Source organism: Aeromonas eucrenophila, assembly GCF_000819865.1.
Taxonomy (GTDB): domain Bacteria; phylum Pseudomonadota; class Gammaproteobacteria; order Enterobacterales; family Aeromonadaceae; genus Aeromonas; species Aeromonas eucrenophila.
This window is the reverse complement of sequence record NZ_CDDF01000005.1, coordinates 916753-933927: the sequence shown is the minus strand read 5'-3', so window position 1 is coordinate 933927 and position 17175 is coordinate 916753. Positions and strand designations below refer to the sequence as shown.

The window sequence follows — 17175 nt, the reverse complement described above, 5'->3', positions numbered from 1 at the left end:
GAAATAACACACAAAATAGCAACTTTTTATTAAACAAAAGCACCCTCGAAACAACATGGTGACTCATCTTGTCCCATGGCGGCAGGAAAAAATGTGCGCTTGTGCACGATAGCGTCCTTAACCCCTTAAAACTGCATCTGTTGCTCATTTTTCAAACGCCATGAAAAAGGGCACCCGCGGGTGCCCTCATCGGTCATACCACGGCTCAGCGCGTCTCCGCCAGCAGGGTATGGGCTATGGTGCGCATGCCCAGGGTGTTGGCCCCCGGCGCCCACAGATTGTCGCCGTTCTCGCTGAAACAGGCGGCGAGATCGACGTGCAGCCAGCCCTGCCCCTCGTTGGCCACGAAACGGGAGAGGAAACCCGCCGCGTTGGAGGCGCCACCCGGACCACCGCCCGGCACCGGCCGGCTGTTGGCAGTGTCGGCGTAGTGGGACGGACACTGCTGGCGATGCCAGGGCTCCAGCGGCAGCGGCCAGGCAGCTTCCTGCTCGGCATCCGCATAAGCCATGGCCCGGCTCACCAATCCCTTGTCCAAGCCAAAGAGCGCGTTGTAACGCCCCCCCAGCGCCATCACGGCTGCCCCGGTGAGGGTAGCTGCGTCGATGACCAGAGGCGCCCCGGACTCGCCAGCGAGCTGCAGGCCGTCCGCCAGTACCAACCGCCCCTCGGCGTCGGTGTTGACGATTTCCACCGTGGTGCCGTTCTTGTAGGTGAGGATGTCCCCCAGCTTGTAGGCATGGCCGGAGACCAGGTTCTCGGCGCAGCAGAGGATGAGCTTCACCCGCTTGTCCAGACCGCGCAGTATGGCCAGCGCCAGGGCGCCGGTGACGATGGCCGCGCCCCCCATGTCATGCTTCATGGTGAGCATGCCCTGGGAGGTCTTCATGGAGTAGCCACCGGAGTCGAAGGTGATGCCCTTGCCCACCAGAGCAGCCGCCACCGGCGCCCTCGGATCCCGGCTCGGGTTGAAGTCCAGCTCCAGCATCACCGGCTCCCGATCACTGCCACGGCCGACCTGATAGAGACCGACCCAGCCCGCCTGTTGCAGCGCCTCCCCCTTGAGGATGCGGTGACTGATGCGATCCGGTGCCAGCTCGGTGATGAAGGCGGCTGCCTCCACCGCCAAGTCCAGCGGCCCCAGCTGCTCCGGGGTGGCATTGGTCATCTCGCGCACCCAACGGCCGCACAACCAGCGCGCCTCCAGCTCCTCCCTGTCCTCCTCGGACGAGGTGGCCCACTGCAGCTCGACCTCGGCCTTGGGGGTCTGCAAGCCCTGAGCGAAGGCCCACTGCTGCTCTCGTTCCCAGTGACCGCACAGGGCCACCTTCTGGATCCCCTGCCCGCACAGGCGACGGGCCGCCTGCTGGATGTCCAGCAAGGGGCTGGCGGTCACCAGGTGGATCACCATGCCATCGGGGCGGTGGGAGAGCAGGGCCCCTTCGCCCCACTCGGCGGCGGCAAATTCGCGGCTCAACCAGACGTTCATGCGCTCACCTCCTGCAACCAGCGGGCAATTGTTCTTAACCCGTGGCCCTTGGCACCGGTTGCCCACAGCTCGTTGCCGGATTTCTGATAGGAAGCGGCCAAGTCCAGGTGTACCCAGCCCTTGCCCTCGTCGCGTACGAAGCGCGACAGGAAGGCGGCCGCCGTGGTGGCACCGGCGGTGCCTTCGGCGGAGGCGACGTTGCCCAGCTCGGCGAAGGCCGAGGTGAGCTGGCCCGCATGCCAGGATTCCAGCGGCAGCGGCCAGGCCTTCTCGTTTTCCGCCTTGGCGGCGGCCAGGGCGCGCACCTGCTCGGCTTCATCCAGGGCAAATACGGCGTTGTAGTCACGGCCCAGCGCCGTCTTGGCGGCACCGGTCAGAGTGGCGGCATCGAGGATATAGGCGGCGCCGCTCTCGCTCGCGGCCAGCAGACCGTCAGCCAGCACCAGCCGACCTTCCGCGTCTGTGTTCTGGATCTCCACCGAGATGCCGTTCTTGTAGGTGAGGATGTCGCCGAGCTTGAAGGCATTGCCCGACACCAGGTTCTCGGCACAACAGAGGATGAGCTTGATCCGTTTGTCGAGGCCGCGGCTGATGGCCAGCGCCAGGGCACCGGTGACCATGGCGGCGCCCCCCATGTCGGATTTCATCGGCAGCATGTTGTCAGAGGACTTCATGGAGTAGCCGCCGGAGTCGAAGGTGATGCCCTTGCCCACCAGGGCCGCGGTCACCGGGGCATTGGCATTCCCGGTCGGGTTGTAGTCGAGCTCCAGCAGCACGGGCTCGCGCTCGCTGCCCCGGCCCACCGACCAGATCCCGATGTGACCGGCCTCGCGCAGGGCCTCGCCGGCGGTGATGCGGGCGCTGACCTTGTCCCCCGCCAGACCGCGAATGAGCAGCAGGGCGGACTCCGCCAGGCTCATGGGGTAGATGGCTTCCGGGCAACCGTTGGTCACCTCGCGCACCCAGCGGCTCGCCTTCTGTAGCGCAGCCAGCTCGCGGGCATCGGCGGCGCTCTGCTCACCGACATCCAGCTCGCGCTCACCCTTGGCGGCATAGAAACCCTGGGCGAAGGCGTAGCGACGTTCCAGATCCCAGCCCTCCCCCTCCAGCTTGATGCGCTTGATGCCGCTGGACTCGAGCCGACGGGCGGCACGCTGGATGGCGCGCAGGGCGTCCTGCTCCTGGCGAACAGGGCCCAGGTGGATCAGCGCCTGATCACCACCGAAACTAAGCAGGGCCCCTTCGCCCCAGTGGGCGGCGGCTGCCTGGGTGGATAACAATACCTTCATCATCTCAGCCATCTTCTCTTGCTTCCTTTTTTATGGGCTCTTTTCATGAACAAATACGGGAATGACGAATACAAAAAAGGCCGGCCCCCGAGGGGTCGGCCTTATATCACTACTGCACCGCCGGATGCTGCACGTGCAATTCACTCATGTGTAATTAACGTGCCATCAATGCCGTTCGGAGGCGAGGTTGATGGTGTACTTGGGCAGCTCCACCACCAGATCCTCGTCCGCCAGGCGGGCTTGGCAACTCAAGCGGGATTCCGGCTCGAGTCCCCACGCCTTGTCCAGCATGTCATCTTCCAGCTCGTCGCTCGGCTCGAGGGAGTCGAAGCCTTCACGCACCACGCAGTGGCAGGTGGTGCAGGCGCAGGACTTCTCGCAGGCGTGCTCGATCTCGATGCCGTTGCGCAGCGCTATATCCAGAATGGTCTCACCGCTCGCGCCTTCGAGGGCGGCGCCGTCCGGACAGAGTTCGGGGTGAGGCAGAATGATCAGTTTTGGCATATTACACCTTGTTGACGTTTTGGCCGGTCAGCACCTTGCGAATGGAGGCATCCATGCGACGGGCCGCAAACTCGCCACTGACGGCATCCGCCGCCTCGATGGCATCTTTGATTTGATTGGTCGTGCCCGCGCTGCGCATGGCCAGCAGATGATTGATCGCGGCATCGATCTCGGCGCGCTCAGCAGGGCTCAATAACGCCTCGCCATCGGCGGCCAGGGCGGCATTGAGACTCTCGACCACGCGGTCGGCCTCGACCTGCTGCTCCGCCAGCATGCGGGCTTCCATGTCTTGCTGGGCATTGGCGATGGAGGCGCTCAGCATGCTGAGAATGTCCTCTTCCGCCAACCCATAAGAGGGTTTTATCTGGATTTCTGCCTGCACACCGGAAGATTTCTCCATGGCGCTGACCGACAGCAGTCCATCCGCATCCACCTGGAAGGTGACCCGGATGTGGGCTGCGCCGGCCGCCATGGGCGGAATGCCGGTCAGGGTAAAGCGGGCGAGTGAGCGGCAATCCGCCACCAGCTCGCGCTCCCCCTGCACCACGTGGATCGCCATCGCGGTCTGGCCATCCTTGAAGGTGGTGAACTCCTGGGCACGGGCCACCGGTATGGTGGTGTTGCGCGGGATCACCTTCTCGGCGAGGCCGCCCATGGTCTCGAGCCCCAGGGAGAGCGGGATCACGTCCAGCAGCAGCATCTCGGCATCGGGCTTGTTGCCCACCAGGATGTCGGCCTGGATGGCGGCACCGATGGCCACCACCTTGTCCGGATCTATGCTGGTGAGCGGCGTTCGCTGGAAGAATTCCCCCACCAGCTCGCGCACCAGCGGCACCCGGGTGGAGCCACCAACCATCACCACTTCCAGCACCTCCACCTGCTCCAGCCCCGCATCGCGCAGGGCGCGGCGACAGGCCAGCAGGGTCCGTTTGACCAGGGGGGTGATGAGCGCATCGAACTGGGCACGGGTCACCTCCCCCTGCCAGTTGGCAAAGGTGCAAGGGACGCTGTCCGCATCGGTCAGACCGTGCTTGACGCTGGCGGCCAGGTCCAGCAACTCGCGCTGGGTGCGGGCATCGAGCTGGCCATTCAGACCTGCCTGCGCCTTGATCCAGTCCGCCAGCAGGTGATCGAAGTCATCACCACCCAGGGCCGAATCGCCACCGGTGGCCATCACCTCGAACACGCCGCGATGCAGGCGCAGGATGGAGATGTCGAAGGTGCCGCCGCCGAGATCGTACACGGCGATCACCCCTTCCTGACCGGAGTCGAGGCCGTAGGCGATGGCGGCCGCAGTCGGCTCGTTCAGCAGACGCAGCACGTGCAGACCGGCCAGACGGGCCGCATCCTTGGTGCCCTGACGCTGGGCGTCATCGAAATAGGCGGGCACGGTGATGACCACGCCGTCGAGATCGCCACCGAGGGAGGCGGCGCCGCGGGCGGCCAAGGCTTTGAGGATCTCGGCCGAGACCTGCACCGGGTTGACCAGGCCCTGACGGGTCTGCAACTGGGGCATGCCGCTGTCGCTGGCAACAAACTCATAGGGCTGCTGGCGGGTGTCGATATCGGCCAGCGCCTTGCCCATCATCCGTTTGACCGAGACGATGGTGTTGTGGGGATCGAGGGCGGCTTCACGTTTGGCGTTGAAGCCGACCCGAATGGCGTCGGCCTGATAGTGGACCACAGAAGGCAACAAGGAGCGCCCCTGCTCGTCACCCAGGGTATCGGCCCGGCCGCTGCGCACGGCGGCGACCAGCGAGTTGGTAGTACCGAGATCGATGCCAACGGCGCGTTTATGCTGATGAGGGGCGGCGCTCTGGCCGGGCTCGGCGATTTGCAATAATGCCATGGATAATCAAACTTCCAGCGTTAGAGGATCAAGACTCGAACAGCGAGTCTTCGAATCGTTCCAGCTCCTCGAGGAGCTTGTCGACAAACTTGAGTTTGCGCACGCAATCGGCGGCGGCCAGATCATCACCCGAGGTGAGACTGGCGGTGAGCCGTTGCATCAGCGACTGGTGATCATGCCTGATTTCGCGGCGAAAATCTTCGATGGCCCCCTCAGGATCCGCTTCCCCTTTCAACTCGGCCAGACGCTCGCGCCACTCCAGCTGTTGCATCAGGAAGGCGGTGTCTTGCAGGGTCTGTTGCTCACCACGGATGTCGGTGCCGCGCAGGGAGAGCAGGTACTCGGCCCGGCGCAGGGGTGCCTTGAGGGTGGTGAAGGCGTCGTTGATCTGGGCGGCACGCTGCACCGCAGCCAACTGCTCCCGCTCGGGGGCGGTGGCGAAACGATCGGGATGGAACTGGGTTTGCAACCGGCGGTAGGTCTCGGCCAGCTGGCGGGTATCGAGCTCGAAGCCCTCTGCCAGCCCGAACAGCTCGAAATGATTCATCATGCGTCCTTAGACTCGAAGGCTTGCACCTGGCTCGCCATCCACCTTGAAACGGCTGAACCGGCAGCACGCTGCCGGTTCAATCGCTCATACACTGAAGCTTTCGCCACAACCACACTCGCCCTTGGCGTTGGGATTGTTGAACTGGAAGCCCTCGTTGAGGCCCTCCTTGACGAAGTCCAGCTCAGTGCCATCCAGATGGATCAGGCTCTTGGCATCGACGATGATCTTGACACCGTTTTGCTCGAATACCTGATCCTCAGCGGCCAGCTCATCCACGAACTCGAGCACATAGGCAAGGCCCGAACAACCTGTGGTCTTGACGCCGAGGCGCAGGCCGATGCCCTTGCCCCGGTTGGTTATAAAAGAGGAAACCCGCGCCGCTGCGGCATCTGTCATGGTAATGGCCATACTGCTCTCCGGACCTTAGAGACCTTTCTTCTGCTTGTAATCGGCGATGGCGGCCTTGATGGCATCCTCCGCCAGAATGGAGCAGTGGATCTTCACCGGTGGCAGCGCCAGCTCTTCGGCGATGTCGGTGTTCTTGATCCCGGCCGCTTCGTCCAGGGTCTTGCCCTTGACCCACTCGGTCACCAGGGAGCTGGAGGCGATGGCGGAGCCGCAGCCGTAGGTCTTGAACTTGGCGTCTTCGATGATGCCGTCGTCGCTGATCTTCAGTTGCAGTTTCATCACGTCGCCACAAGCCGGGGCGCCGACCATGCCGGTCGCGATGCTGGGATCGTTCTTGTCAAAACCACCGACGTTACGGGGATTTTCGTAGTGGTCTATTACTTTTTCACTGTAAGCCATATCTAACTCCTGCTAATTCCGTTGTTCACCAAACCCTTGCCGCGCGGGCAAGGATCAGTGATGAGCCCATTCGACCGTGTTCAGATCGACGCCGTCCTTGAACATCTCCCACAGGGGAGACATCTCACGCAGGCGGCCGATGGAGTCGCAGATGAGCTTGATTGCGTAGTCGATTTCTTCCTCGGTGGTGAAGCGACCGATGCTGAAACGGATGGAGCTGTGTGCCAGCTCGTCGTTCAGGCCAAGGGCGCGCAGCACATAGGAAGGTTCCAGGCTGGCAGAGGTACAGGCCGAGCCGGAAGAGACCGCCAGATCCTTCAGTGCCATGATGAGGGATTCCCCTTCCACATAGGCGAAGCTGACGTTCAGGTTACCCGGGACACGGTGGTCCAGATCGCCGTTGATATAGACTTCTTCGATGTTCTTGATGCCGTTCCACAGACGCTGGCGCAGGGCCATGATGTGCTGGCTCTCGCTCGCCATCTCTTCCTTGGCGATGCGGAAGGCTTCGCCCATGCCGACGATCTGGTGAGTCGGCAGGGTGCCGGAGCGCATGCCGCGCTCATGACCACCACCGTGCATCTGGGCTTCCAGACGTACGCGGGGTTTGCGGCGCACGAACAGGGCACCGATCCCTTTCGGGCCGTATACCTTGTGGGCGGACATGGAGAGCAGGTCAACCTTGAGCGCTTCCACGTCGACCGGGATCTTGCCCACGCTCTGGACAGCGTCCACGTGCAGCAGGATCTTGCGGGAGCGGCACAGCTCGCCGATGGCGGCGATGTCTTGCACCACACCGATCTCGTTGTTGACGTGCATGATGCTCACCAGGATGGTGTCATCGCGCAAGGCACCTTCGATCTGTTCGATGGTGAACAGACCATTTGGCATCGGCTCGAGGTAGGTCACCTCATAGCCTTCACGTTCCAGCTGACGGCAGGTATCGAGAACCGCCTTGTGCTCGGTCTTGGAGGTGATGATGTGCTTGCCCTTGCCAGCGTAGAAATGGGCAACGCCCTTGATGGCCAGGTTGTTGGATTCAGTCGCACCTGAGGTGAAGACGATCTCGCGAGGGTCCGCGCCAATCAGCTCTGCCACTTGATTACGGGCCAGATCCACCGCCTCTTCGGCCTGCCAGCCGAAACGGTGAGAGCGGGAGGCAGGGTTGCCAAACAGGCCGTCCATGGTGAGGCACTGCATCATTTTTTCTGCGACCCGCGGGTCTACCGGGCAGGTTGCCGAATAATCAAGGTAAATAGGCAGTTTCATGTTTTTCTCCGTTACGACGAGTCACACAGCGAGCCGTCGTGGAAAGCACGTTTGTTTATAGTTGGACTTTTAAGCTCACATCACCGCGTTCCGCCCGTTCAACCAGGGACAACACGGTCTTCATTTGTTCATCTTGCTTGCCGGCTATGCGGCGCACATCGGCCTGGCCCACCAGCTCGGCCAGGGTGATGTTCCCCAGGAAGCTGGAAATGCGCTCGCTCAGATCGCGCCACAGGGAGTGGGTCAGACACTGGGTACCGCCGTGGCAGCCACCCTTGCCCAGACACTTGGTCGCATCGACCGATTCATCGACCGCGGTGATCACCTGACCTACCGAGATCTCGCCGGGCGCCAGTCCGAGGCGGTAACCGCCGCCTGGGCCGCGCACGCTGCTCACCAGGCCATGCTTGCGCAGGCGGGCAAACAGCTGTTCCAGATAGGACAAGGAGATGCCCTGGCGCTCTGAAATATCAGCCAGGGGCACGGGCCCCTGCTCTGCATGCAACGCCACGTCGAGCATGGCTGTCACTGCGTAACGTCCTTTTGAGGTCAGTCTCATATGCCTTACCGTTTGCGAACAAATCAATATGGGCACATGGTCACATACCCGACTATTTCAGTCAAGTATATGGTTGAGCAATTCAGTCGGGATTAGTCCTGCGGACGGGGTTTCTGCACCGAGGTGAGAATACCGCGCAAAATGTTCAGTTCAACCACTTCCGGCCGAGCCCGGTTGAACAGGCGGCGCAGCTTGCTCATCACGTGACCGGGATGTTCTTCGGTGATGAACCCCGTCTTCAGCAGCGTCTGCTCCAGATGCTGATAAAAGCCTTCCAGCTGCTCGGCGCTGGGGTAGTCCAGCTGCGCTTCTTCCTGCTCGGGTGCCTGCTCCTGCAACCAGCGCATGCGCACCTCGTAACAGAGGGTCTGCACCGCCATGGCCAGATTGAGGGAGCTGTACTCGGGATTGGCCGAAATGGCCACGTGGTAGTGGCACTTTTGCAGCTCATCGTTGGTGAGGCCGGTGCGTTCACGGCCAAACACCAAGGCGACCGGATGCCTCATCCCCTCGGTCACCAACTGCTCTGCGGCTTCGCGAGGATCCAGCATGGGCCAGCTCAGGGTACGGGAGCGAGCACTGGTACCGATGACCAGGGAGCAGTCGGCGATGGCATCATCCAGGGTCGGGACGATACGGGCATTGGCCAGCACATCGCTGGCTCCCGCCGCCAGGGCCATGGCGTTGTCATCGGGCAGCGCTTGTGGATCGACCAATACCAGCTGGGTCAGCCCCATGGTCTTCATGGCCCGCGCCGCGGACCCCATGTTGCCGGGGTGGGAGGTATTTACCAACACGATACGAATCTGATCCAGCATGCCCTGTCAATCTTCCGTCAAAAATGGCGCGCAATTGTAACATAACCAATCGCTATTTTGGCACCGCTTCTGACCCCGCATTTCAGAACAAAAATGGGCATGCGTATAACCAAGCAGCATGAGGGCAAGCGAAGGGGCGGGCTAACCTTAGAAGAGTCCAAGTTGCACTATCCGGAGTCGCCCCCCATGCTTCCCCCCTGGCTTTACGAGCAGTTGCCCGGCCTCTACCTGCTGTTGTCGGCAGGGCTGGTGCTCCTCACTCAGTCCCCGCTGCTCTGGCTCGCGGCGGCCTTGCTGTTTGGGGTGGGCGCCATCATCTGGATGATGCGAACCAACTACAGACGCACCGATCTGGTCATCTTCCCGGCCAAACACTGGCTGCAACCCGAGTGGTACTACGAGGCGCAGCCGTTCGTGTGGCTGGCACTGGCGCTGCTGTTGCTGCGTCTGCCGGGCAACACGGCGCTGCTCGCCCTGTTACCCGCCCTATGGGGTTGCCGCTGCCTGTGGGCCCGCCGTCGCCACCGCCATCATGCCCCAGGCCTGGCGCTGCACCTGAGGCGCAGTTCAGGCCGCCGGCGCGGGCACAGGTTCCTGCACTGAGCGGGCCCGCTCGACCAGGGTCGCCAGGTCCATCAGCGGGTACTTCATCAGTTTGGGCAGGCCGTCGAGATCCAGGCTGTCCATCAGGTTCTTCACCTCGAGTCCGAGCTCTGTGTCCCCCTCTATCTTCAGCTTGCGCTGGAAGAAGAGCGAGTCCGGATCCTCCCGCCGGGCGGCGATCAGGATAAGATCCTGGCTGTTGCCACTAAAACAGACGTCTGCACGCTCGCAGTCACGGCTCACCACCAGCTTTCCCTCTCGCTCGCTGATAAACCAGCAGAGTTCGAGATCGGTCACCTCGACCTTCAGCCACTTGCCCGCCAGGAACGCGAAGTCCCCGTCCGCAATGGCTTCCTTGAACACCTGGGCCAGCAGCCCCTCCATCAGATTCTGCTGAAGGGTGAAGGGCACCAGCTTAAGGGGATGGCGCAAGAGACGAGGTGCCTGTTCGACCAGGCGACGTTGCAGTTGTTGAAACACGATAAACTCCCAGTTTTTTGCGCATTCAAGCACAGGGCCGAGAGCAGGATCCTGTTGAAAATCAAACTTGTGCCCACTTACCTCAAGAAGGGTAAAGCCACACAAAGCTGCCTCAGGTCAAAAAGTGGGAGCGCATGGGTGCATACAATCGGGCCACTTTTTGCATTTTTGCCCTCTCGGAGCGTACCCGATGGAATTACTCTGCCCGGCAGGCAGCCTGCCGGCACTGAAAACGGCCGTGGATAACGGCGCCGATGCGGTCTATATCGGTTTCAAGGATGACACCAATGCCCGCCATTTTGCCGGCCTCAACTTCACCGACAGCAAGCTGGCCAAGGCGGTGGATTACGTGCACCAGCACGGTCGCAAGCTGCACATCGCCATCAACACCTTCGCCCACCCGGGCTCCGATACGAGATGGAAGCAAGCGGTCGATCGCGGGGTGGCGCTCGGCGCCGATGCGCTGATCATCGCCGATCTCGCAGTGCTCGATTACGCCAGCCGCCAGTATCCGGACATGGAGCTGCACGTCTCGGTGCAGGCCAGCGCCACCAATGCCGCCGCCATTCGCTTCTACCAGCAGCACTTCAATGTCGCCCGGGTGGTGCTGCCCAGGGTGCTCTCCATACACCAGGTCAAACAGCTCTCCCGCGAGACCGACGTCGGCCTCGAGGTGTTTGCCTTCGGCAGCCTCTGCATCATGGCCGAGGGGCGTTGTTATCTTTCTTCCTACATGACCGGCGAGAGCCCCAACACGGTCGGCGCCTGCTCGCCAGCCAAGTTCGTGCGCTGGGAGGAGACTCCGAGCGGCCTCGAGTCGCGCCTGAACGAGGTGCTGATCGATCGCTACGGCCCCGGTGAGAACGCCGGCTACCCGACCCTGTGCAAGGGCCGCTTCGAGGTGGATGGCCAGACCTATCACGCCCTGGAGGAGCCCACCAGCCTCAACACCCTCGGCCTCTTGCCCGAGCTGTTCCAGAGCGGGATCCAGTCGGTCAAGATCGAGGGACGCCAGCGCAGCCCCGCTTATGTGGAGCAGGTGACCCGGGTCTGGCGCGCCGCCATCGACAGCTATAAAGCCAATCCCGACGCCTACAGCGTCAAGGCCGAATGGGATGCCCAGCTCGCCCGCGTCTCCGAAGGGAGCCAGACCACCCTGGGTGCCTACCACCGCAAGTGGCAATAAGGAGAGGCCCCATGTCCCGCACTCTCAGACAAGACGGCAACATCTTCCACTGCCAGCATGACGGCAAGGAGCACAACTAATGCAATTTTCTCTCGGGCCCATTCTCTTCTACTGGCCCAAGGCCGATACCCAGGCCTTCTACGAGGCCGCGGCCCAGAGTCAGGCCGACATCATCTATCTCGGGGAGACGGTGTGCAGCAAGCGCCGCGAACTCAAGGTGGACGACTGGATTGCCCTGGCGCAGCAGGTGGCCACATCGGGCAAACAGGTGGTGCTCTCCACCCTGGCGCTGATCTCGGCGCCGTCCGAGCTCAAGGAGGTCAAGCGGCTGGTGGACAACGGCGAGCTGCTGATCGAGGCCAACGATCTGGGCACCGTCCAGCTCGCCCGTGAGGCAGGCCTGCCGTTTGTCTGCGGCCCGGCTATCAATGCCTACAACGCCGACGTGCTGCGCATGCTGCTAAAAAGCGGGATGCAGCGCTGGGTCATGCCGGTGGAGCTCTCCCGCGACTGGCTGGTGCAGCTCAATCAGGATCTGGGCCCGGCCCGCCACCAGTTCGAGGTGGAGGTGTTCGCCTACGGCCATCTGCCGCTCGCCTACTCGGCGCGCTGCTTCACCGCCCGATCCCTCGATAAGCCCAAAGACAGCTGCGAGCTCGCCTGCATCCACTACCCCACCGGGCGCCTCGCCAGCAGCCGGGAGGGGCAGAAGGTGTTCAACCTCAACGGCATTCAGACCCAGTCCGGCTACTGCTACAACCTCGGCAACGAGCTAGCCAGCATGGCGGATCTGGTGGACGTGGTGCGCCTCTCCCCCGAGGGGATGGACACGCTGGAGATGCTGGCCCGCTTCAGAGCCAATGTGCAGGGTCAGGCTCCCCTCCCCCTGCAACAGGAGCGGGACTGCAACGGCTACTGGCGTCAGATCCCCGGCATGAGCCTGGTGGAATAAGCCAGCCGCGAAGGGGACTCGGCGAAGCGGCTGCCACGGCGGTCTATGTTCACTATTCCCGACGGTACCAGACCCCAGACAGCCAGATCCCAGACAGCAAAAAGGCCTCATCATGAGGCCTTTTTTACATCCGGCAGCAGCAGCCTGTCAGGAGGCTTTGCCGCTCTTGCCCTGGGCACCGGGCGGCAAGGGCTTGCGCGCCATCAGTTCCAGCTCGAGCAAGGCATAGCGGTGCTCGATGAAGTCATAGACGTTGTTGGCGAGGGCCAGCTTGAAGTAGCTGATGGCTTCCTTGCGGTTGCCCTTGCCCAGCTCAAGCTTACCGAGGTAGAAGTAGGTTTCACACAGGCGCTCGGCGAGCTCCCGGTTATCCTTCACCCCTTTCACCACGTTGCCCATCAGCTGGGTGGCATTGATCTCGCCGGTATAGAGGCGAACCAGATCCCAGTTCCAGGCATCGTCATCGTACTTGTTTAACCGCTCGCGCATCCGGCTCATGGCGGCAGAGGAGTTGAGCTTCTGCTCGGCCAGATAGAGCCAGATCACCCGGTAAGGATCTTCCGGCTGCGCCTCGTAGAAGCGCTTCATGTCGGCCACTGCCAGCTCAGGACGGTTGCCGTAATAGAGCGCTATGCCACGGTTGAGGTAGGCGTAGTCGTAATCCGGGGCGAGTTCGAGGGCGGAGTCGAAAGCCTCATAGGCTTCGTCATAGTTCTGTTGCTGAACCAGATAGACACCGATGAAGTTGTAGGCCTCGGCAAAATCAGGCTTCTCCCGCAGGGCGCGGTTGAAATCCAATCTGGCAAGGGAACGCAACCCGACCCGGTCAAACACCACGGCACGCTCATAAAACAGCTCGGCCCGTTGTTCCGTCGTCAATTCCATTTCACTGAGCATCTGCCCGAGTCGCGCCAGCGCCAACTCGCTCTGGTAAGAGACCTGCAAAGGGGTCGCCAATACCAGTGAAGCGGGTTGCGGCTTGGGAACTTGAGGCGCTTCAACCTGACTGCTACTGCTGCATCCCCACATGGGGAGCAACAACAGGATACCCGTGAGGTACCCAATCCCTATCCTGACGTTCAATGAACACTCCGACGCTTACGCTTGACCCGGCATATGGTAAAGGTCAACCGAGAGTTTGTCATGTGGCGCAACCCCTATCCCTCAAATAAATCAGGATTCGACAGGGTATCCGGCGTCACTCCAACCCCGAAAGCCTCCATCGACGCTGACCACTCGGGAATAACCCATCTTCTGCAGGTTGGCCGCCACCAGGATGGAGCGAAAGCCCCCACCACAATAGAGGTAGAGCTCGGTGGCCGGATCCGGGAAACGGGTCTCGATGTCCCGCTCGATCACGCCACGGCCCAGGTATTGGGCCCCCGGCAGATGGCCCTTGGCCCACTCGCTCTCTTCGCGCACGTCGATGAGGTGAAAGGCGCGGCCCTCATCCTGCCAGCGCTTTATCTGGTGCACGTCTGTCTCCTGCACCTGGGGGCGAACGGCCTCTACCAAGGCCAGAAAACGGGGATTGTGTTGCATGACTTGCTCCTTGTTCTCGCGCATGTTGCCCACAGTGATGAGCATAATGACTCAGTTGAGCCATAAGAGAAAGGGCGCCTTGTGGCGCCCTTGTCGGTTACGGCAGGATCTCTTGCTGATCCGCGCCCTCTTTTTCCACCTGGGTCGGTAGCATGTGCTCCCGCTTGACCCCGAAGAACATGGCAGAGGCACTCGCCACATAGATGGAGGAGTAGGTCCCGAAGGCCACCCCGATCACCATGGCGATGGCAAAACCGTGGATGAGCGGCCCGCCCTTGAGCAGCAGCGCCACCACCACCACGAAGGTCAACCCCGAGGTGATGATGGTCCGGCTCAGGGTCTCGGTCATGGAGAGATCCATGATCTCGGCGGTGTCCCCCTTGCGCACCTTGCGGAAGTTCTCCCGCAGGCGGTCGAACACCACGATGGTGTCGTTGAGCGAGTAACCCACCAGGGTCATCAGCGCCGCCAGCACGGTCAAATCGAACTCGTACTGGAAGTAGGCGAAGATGCCGAGGGTGATGATGACGTCGTGGGCCAGGGAGAGGATGCCCCCCATGGCCAGACGCCATTCGAAGCGCACCGCCACGTAGACCAGGATACAGAGGATGGAGGCCAGCATGGCCAGGGCACCGTCTGTCGCCAGCTCGTCACCCACGGAGGGGCCGACGAACTCGACGCGCTTGAGCACGGCATCCTGGTCGATGAGCTTGGCCGCGGCCAGCACCTCGTTACCCTGCTGCTCCACCTTGACCCCGTCTTTCGGGGCCATGCGCACCAGCACGTCACGGCTTGAGCCGAAGAATTGCAGGGTTGCCCCTTCAATCTTCTGCTGATCCAGCGCCTCGTGCATCTTGTCCAGGCTCACCGATTGCTGGAACCCCACCTCGATGGTGGTACCGCCGGTGAAGTCCAGCCCCCAGTTCAGGCCACGATCGAACAGGCAGAACAAGGCGAGCATCGTCAGCAGGGCAGAGAACACCATTCCCGACCTGGCGAAGCGCATGAAGGGAATCGGTTTTTCAAAATGTAGAATCTGAAACATGTCTCTTCCTTAGATCGGCAGCTTGTCGATGCGCCGTCCACCCCAGGCCAGGTTGATAATGGCGCGGGATACCGTGATGGCCGTAAACATGGAGGCGGTCAGACCGATCCCCAGCGTCAGGGCGAAGCCCTTGATGGCGCCGGTGCCGATACCAAACAGGATCACGCAGGTGATGAGCGAGGTGACGTTCGAGTCGGCGATGGTCGAGAAGGCACGGTCAAAGCCCATGTGGATGGCTTGCTGCACCCCGCGTCCATTGCGGATCTCTTCACGAATACGCTCGTAGATCAGCACGTTCGCATCCACCGCCATGCCCAGCGTCAGGACGATACCGGCGATGCCCGGCAGGGTCATGGTGGCCCCTGGGATCATCGACATGATACCGACGATCAGCACTAGGTTCATGGTCAGCGCCAGGTTGGCGACCCAACCGAAGGCACGGTAGTAGATCCCCATGAACAGCACGATCACCAGCATGGCCCAGCCGATGGCTTCCATACCGCTGTCGATGTTCTGCTGACCCAGGCTCGGGCCTATGGTGCGCTCTTCCACGATCTGGATGGGCGCGATCAGGGCACCGGCACGCAGCAGCAGCGCCAGGTTATGGGCTTCGTTGGCATTGTCGATGCCGGTGATGCGGAACTGGCTGCCAAGGCGCGACTGGATAGTGGCGACGTTGATCACCTCTTCCTGTTTGCGGAACTTGCGCTTGCCATCCGGACCCGGCTGACCCACTGGCTTGTATTCGATGAACACGGTAGCCATGCCCTTACCAACGTTGTCCTTGGTAAAGTTGGCCATCTTGTTGCCACCCTGGCCATCGAGCTTGATGTTGACCTGGGGACGGCTGTATTCGTCGAAACCGGACTGGGCACCCACGATGTGGTCACCGGTCAGGATGATGCGCTTTTGCAGCACCACCGGGCGACCGTTGCGATCGTTGTACACCTTGGAGCTCGGCGGTACCCGGCCATCGGCGGCAGCCTGGATATCGGCAGTCTCATCGACCATGTGGAACTCCAGGGTCGCGGTCGCGCCCAGAATTTCCTTGGCACGGGCGGTGTCCTGGATCCCCGGCAGCTCCACCACGATGCGCTCGGCACCCTGCTGTTGTACCAGGGGTTCGGCCACACCCAGCTCGTTCACCCGGTTACGGATGATGGTGATGTTCTGCTCGAGGGCGTACTTCTTCACTTCCTTGACCTTGGCTTCACTCAAGCCGGCCAGCAGGATGAAGTCATCCCCCTTCTGCTCGGTGGTGAAGGTGAGATCCGGATTCTGCCGACGCAGATGAGAGGCCGCCTTGGTCTGATCGGCCTCTTCGCGGAACACCACCTGCACCTTGTCACCGACCCGGCGCACGCCGGAGTAACGGATCTTCTGGGTGCGCAGCTCGGAGCGGAAATCCTGCACCATCTGCTCTTGCTGCTTGGCCAGCGCCTCGGCCATGTCCACTTCCATCAGGAAGTGCACACCACCACGCAGGTCAAGGCCCAGCTTGAGCGGCGCGGCGCCGATGGCTTCGAGCCAGGCAGGCGTAGAGGGTGCCAGGTTCAGGGCCGAGATGAAGTTGTCGCCCAGTTTGTTGGCGACGACGTCGCGGGCCTTGAGCTGATCTTCGGTGTTCTTGAAACGAACCAGGATGAAGCCGTGCTCGAACGCAGCGTGTTTGACCGGGATCTGAGCCGCTTCGAGCGTCTCCTTCACCAGATCAAGCGTCTCTAGTTTAACTTCGGCACCACGGCTGGCAGAAACCTGCAAGGCCGGGTCTTCGCCGTAAAGATTGGGGGCTGCATATAGAAAACCGATGGCGATCACCACGACCACCATCAGGTATTTCCACAGCGGATAGCGATTTAACACGCTGTGCTCCTCGGGAGATTAAAGGGACTGAATAGAACCCTTGGGCAGAACGGCAGAGACGAAGTCACGCTTGATGGTGACTTGAGTCTGATCATTCAGGGCCAGCACGATGTATTCGCTATCGGCGGAAACCTTGGCGATCTTGCCGACCAGACCACCGGAGGTGAGCACTTCATCCCCCTTGGCCAGGGAGCTCATCAGGTCGCGGTGGGTCTTGGCACGCTTGGCCTGGGGACGATAGATCATGAAATAGAAGATAAGACCGAACACGGCCAGCATGATGATCATTTCCATGCCACCACCCTGTGCACCCGGAACCGCGCCTTCTGCATACGCCTTGGAGATAATGCTCATTTAACAACCTCTTGAT

General features: G+C 61.7%; 19 protein-coding genes. 3 read left to right on the top strand and 16 right to left on the bottom strand.

Going from position 1 to position 17175, the window contains the following annotated elements; all coding sequences use genetic code 11:
• Nucleotides 1-205: 205 nt before the first annotated feature.
• From pepB (BN1124_RS08125) to trmJ, 10 genes are all read right to left on the bottom strand, one after another.
• On the bottom strand, nucleotides 206-1489 hold the full coding sequence (pepB, locus tag BN1124_RS08125; RefSeq protein WP_042640712.1) for an aminopeptidase PepB: 1284 nt from the start codon (nucleotides 1487-1489) through the stop codon (nucleotides 206-208).
• The gene (gene pepB / locus BN1124_RS08120; RefSeq protein WP_042640711.1) at nucleotides 1486-2790 is read right to left on the bottom strand and encodes an aminopeptidase PepB; all 1305 of its coding nucleotides are present in this window, start codon (nucleotides 2788-2790) and stop codon (nucleotides 1486-1488) included. Before pepB (BN1124_RS08120) ends, pepB (BN1124_RS08125) begins: the two co-directional genes overlap by 4 nt.
• Nucleotides 2791-2943: 153 nt before the next feature.
• Nucleotides 2944-3282, bottom strand: coding sequence for an ISC system 2Fe-2S type ferredoxin (gene fdx / locus BN1124_RS08115; protein ID WP_033129108.1), 339 nt, complete (start codon nucleotides 3280-3282; stop codon nucleotides 2944-2946).
• Nucleotide 3283: 1 nt separating this feature from the next.
• Nucleotides 3284-5131 (bottom strand): Fe-S protein assembly chaperone HscA, encoded by a 1848-nt coding sequence (gene hscA / locus BN1124_RS08110; RefSeq protein ID WP_042640710.1) that lies wholly within the window; start codon nucleotides 5129-5131, stop codon nucleotides 3284-3286.
• A 28-nt stretch (nucleotides 5132-5159) separates the two neighbouring features.
• On the bottom strand, nucleotides 5160-5678 hold the full coding sequence (gene hscB, locus BN1124_RS08105) for a co-chaperone HscB (protein WP_042640708.1): 519 nt from the start codon (nucleotides 5676-5678) through the stop codon (nucleotides 5160-5162).
• Nucleotides 5679-5765: 87 nt separating this feature from the next.
• Nucleotides 5766-6089, bottom strand: coding sequence for an iron-sulfur cluster assembly protein IscA (gene iscA, locus BN1124_RS08100; protein ID WP_005324290.1), 324 nt, complete (start codon nucleotides 6087-6089; stop codon nucleotides 5766-5768).
• Nucleotides 6090-6104: 15 nt separating this feature from the next.
• Nucleotides 6105-6488, bottom strand: coding sequence for a Fe-S cluster assembly scaffold IscU (iscU, locus tag BN1124_RS08095; protein WP_005299770.1), 384 nt, complete (start codon nucleotides 6486-6488; stop codon nucleotides 6105-6107).
• A gap of 54 nt (nucleotides 6489-6542) precedes the next feature.
• The gene (locus BN1124_RS08090) at nucleotides 6543-7757 is read right to left on the bottom strand and encodes an IscS subfamily cysteine desulfurase (RefSeq protein WP_033129105.1); all 1215 of its coding nucleotides are present in this window, start codon (nucleotides 7755-7757) and stop codon (nucleotides 6543-6545) included.
• 55 nt (nucleotides 7758-7812) lie between these two features.
• Nucleotides 7813-8316 carry a Fe-S cluster assembly transcriptional regulator IscR gene (gene iscR, locus BN1124_RS08085; RefSeq protein ID WP_033129104.1) on the bottom strand — a complete coding sequence of 168 codons (504 nt, stop codon included), beginning with the start codon at nucleotides 8314-8316 and terminating at the stop codon, nucleotides 7813-7815.
• A 92-nt stretch (nucleotides 8317-8408) separates the two neighbouring features.
• Nucleotides 8409-9134, bottom strand: coding sequence for a tRNA (cytosine(32)/uridine(32)-2'-O)-methyltransferase TrmJ (gene trmJ / locus BN1124_RS08080; RefSeq protein WP_042640704.1), 726 nt, complete (start codon nucleotides 9132-9134; stop codon nucleotides 8409-8411).
• A 186-nt stretch (nucleotides 9135-9320) separates the two neighbouring features.
• Here trmJ and BN1124_RS08075 point away from each other — a divergent pair, with 186 nt between their 5' ends.
• Nucleotides 9321-9737 (top strand): hypothetical protein, encoded by a 417-nt coding sequence (locus BN1124_RS08075; RefSeq protein WP_042640702.1) that lies wholly within the window; start codon nucleotides 9321-9323, stop codon nucleotides 9735-9737.
• Here the strand turns inward: BN1124_RS08075 and ubiT are convergent.
• Nucleotides 9702-10217: a ubiquinone anaerobic biosynthesis accessory factor UbiT gene (gene ubiT, locus BN1124_RS08070; protein WP_042640940.1), complete on the bottom strand. Its 516-nt coding sequence runs from the start codon at nucleotides 10215-10217 to the stop codon at nucleotides 9702-9704. The two genes, BN1124_RS08075 and ubiT, sit on opposite strands and share 36 nt — an antisense overlap.
• 190 nt (nucleotides 10218-10407) lie before the next feature.
• Between ubiT and ubiU the strand changes: the two genes are divergently transcribed.
• Together ubiU and BN1124_RS08060 are read left to right on the top strand one after the other, a co-directional pair.
• Nucleotides 10408-11403 carry a ubiquinone anaerobic biosynthesis protein UbiU gene (ubiU, locus tag BN1124_RS08065; RefSeq protein ID WP_042640701.1) on the top strand — a complete coding sequence of 332 codons (996 nt, stop codon included), beginning with the start codon at nucleotides 10408-10410 and terminating at the stop codon, nucleotides 11401-11403.
• Nucleotides 11404-11482: 79 nt separating this feature from the next.
• Nucleotides 11483-12355 (top strand): U32 family peptidase, encoded by an 873-nt coding sequence (locus BN1124_RS08060; RefSeq protein ID WP_042640699.1) that lies wholly within the window; start codon nucleotides 11483-11485, stop codon nucleotides 12353-12355.
• 147 nt (nucleotides 12356-12502) lie between these two features.
• Here the strand turns inward: BN1124_RS08060 and nlpI are convergent, their stop codons facing one another.
• The 5 genes from nlpI to yajC form a co-directional block, all read right to left on the bottom strand.
• The gene (gene nlpI, locus BN1124_RS08055) at nucleotides 12503-13438 is read right to left on the bottom strand and encodes a lipoprotein NlpI (RefSeq protein WP_331415499.1); all 936 of its coding nucleotides are present in this window, start codon (nucleotides 13436-13438) and stop codon (nucleotides 12503-12505) included.
• A gap of 90 nt (nucleotides 13439-13528) precedes the next feature.
• Entirely contained in the window at nucleotides 13529-13897 is a 369-nt protein-coding gene (locus BN1124_RS08050) for a rhodanese-like domain-containing protein (protein WP_042640938.1), read from the bottom strand.
• Nucleotides 13898-13994: 97 nt separating this feature from the next.
• Nucleotides 13995-14942 carry a protein translocase subunit SecF gene (secF, locus tag BN1124_RS08045; protein WP_042640695.1) on the bottom strand — a complete coding sequence of 316 codons (948 nt, stop codon included), beginning with the start codon at nucleotides 14940-14942 and terminating at the stop codon, nucleotides 13995-13997.
• A 9-nt stretch (nucleotides 14943-14951) separates the two neighbouring features.
• On the bottom strand, nucleotides 14952-16805 hold the full coding sequence (gene secD / locus BN1124_RS08040) for a protein translocase subunit SecD (protein WP_042640693.1): 1854 nt from the start codon (nucleotides 16803-16805) through the stop codon (nucleotides 14952-14954).
• 18 nt (nucleotides 16806-16823) lie between these two features.
• Nucleotides 16824-17159 carry a preprotein translocase subunit YajC gene (yajC, locus tag BN1124_RS08035; RefSeq protein ID WP_042640690.1) on the bottom strand — a complete coding sequence of 112 codons (336 nt, stop codon included), beginning with the start codon at nucleotides 17157-17159 and terminating at the stop codon, nucleotides 16824-16826.
• Between the last annotated feature and the right edge of the window lie 16 nt (nucleotides 17160-17175).

Bases quoted from the DNA above. Each gene is read 5' to 3' on its own strand.
- pepB (WP_042640712.1), bottom strand. From the start codon at position 1,489: ATGAACGTCTGGTTGAGCCGCGAATTTGCCGCCGCCGAGTGGGGCGAA.
- pepB (WP_042640711.1), bottom strand. From the start codon at position 2,790: ATGGCTGAGATGATGAAGGTATTGTTATCCACCCAGGCAGCCGCCGCC.
- fdx (WP_033129108.1), bottom strand. From the start codon at position 3,282: ATGCCAAAACTGATCATTCTGCCTCACCCCGAACTCTGTCCGGACGGC.
- hscA (WP_042640710.1), bottom strand. From the start codon at position 5,131: ATGGCATTATTGCAAATCGCCGAGCCCGGCCAGAGCGCCGCCCCTCAT.
- hscB (WP_042640708.1), bottom strand. From the start codon at position 5,678: ATGAATCATTTCGAGCTGTTCGGGCTGGCAGAGGGCTTCGAGCTCGAT.
- iscA (WP_005324290.1), bottom strand. From the start codon at position 6,089: ATGGCCATTACCATGACAGATGCCGCAGCGGCGCGGGTTTCCTCTTTT.
- iscU (WP_005299770.1), bottom strand. From the start codon at position 6,488: ATGGCTTACAGTGAAAAAGTAATAGACCACTACGAAAATCCCCGTAAC.
- BN1124_RS08090 (WP_033129105.1), bottom strand. From the start codon at position 7,757: ATGAAACTGCCTATTTACCTTGATTATTCGGCAACCTGCCCGGTAGAC.
- iscR (WP_033129104.1), bottom strand. From the start codon at position 8,316: ATGAGACTGACCTCAAAAGGACGTTACGCAGTGACAGCCATGCTCGAC.
- trmJ (WP_042640704.1), bottom strand. From the start codon at position 9,134: ATGCTGGATCAGATTCGTATCGTGTTGGTAAATACCTCCCACCCCGGC.
- BN1124_RS08075 (WP_042640702.1), top strand. From the start codon at position 9,321: ATGCTTCCCCCCTGGCTTTACGAGCAGTTGCCCGGCCTCTACCTGCTG.
- ubiU (WP_042640701.1), top strand. From the start codon at position 10,408: ATGGAATTACTCTGCCCGGCAGGCAGCCTGCCGGCACTGAAAACGGCC.
- BN1124_RS08060 (WP_042640699.1), top strand. From the start codon at position 11,483: ATGCAATTTTCTCTCGGGCCCATTCTCTTCTACTGGCCCAAGGCCGAT.
- BN1124_RS08050 (WP_042640938.1), bottom strand. From the start codon at position 13,897: ATGCAACACAATCCCCGTTTTCTGGCCTTGGTAGAGGCCGTTCGCCCC.
- secF (WP_042640695.1), bottom strand. From the start codon at position 14,942: ATGTTTCAGATTCTACATTTTGAAAAACCGATTCCCTTCATGCGCTTC.
- yajC (WP_042640690.1), bottom strand. From the start codon at position 17,159: ATGAGCATTATCTCCAAGGCGTATGCAGAAGGCGCGGTTCCGGGTGCA.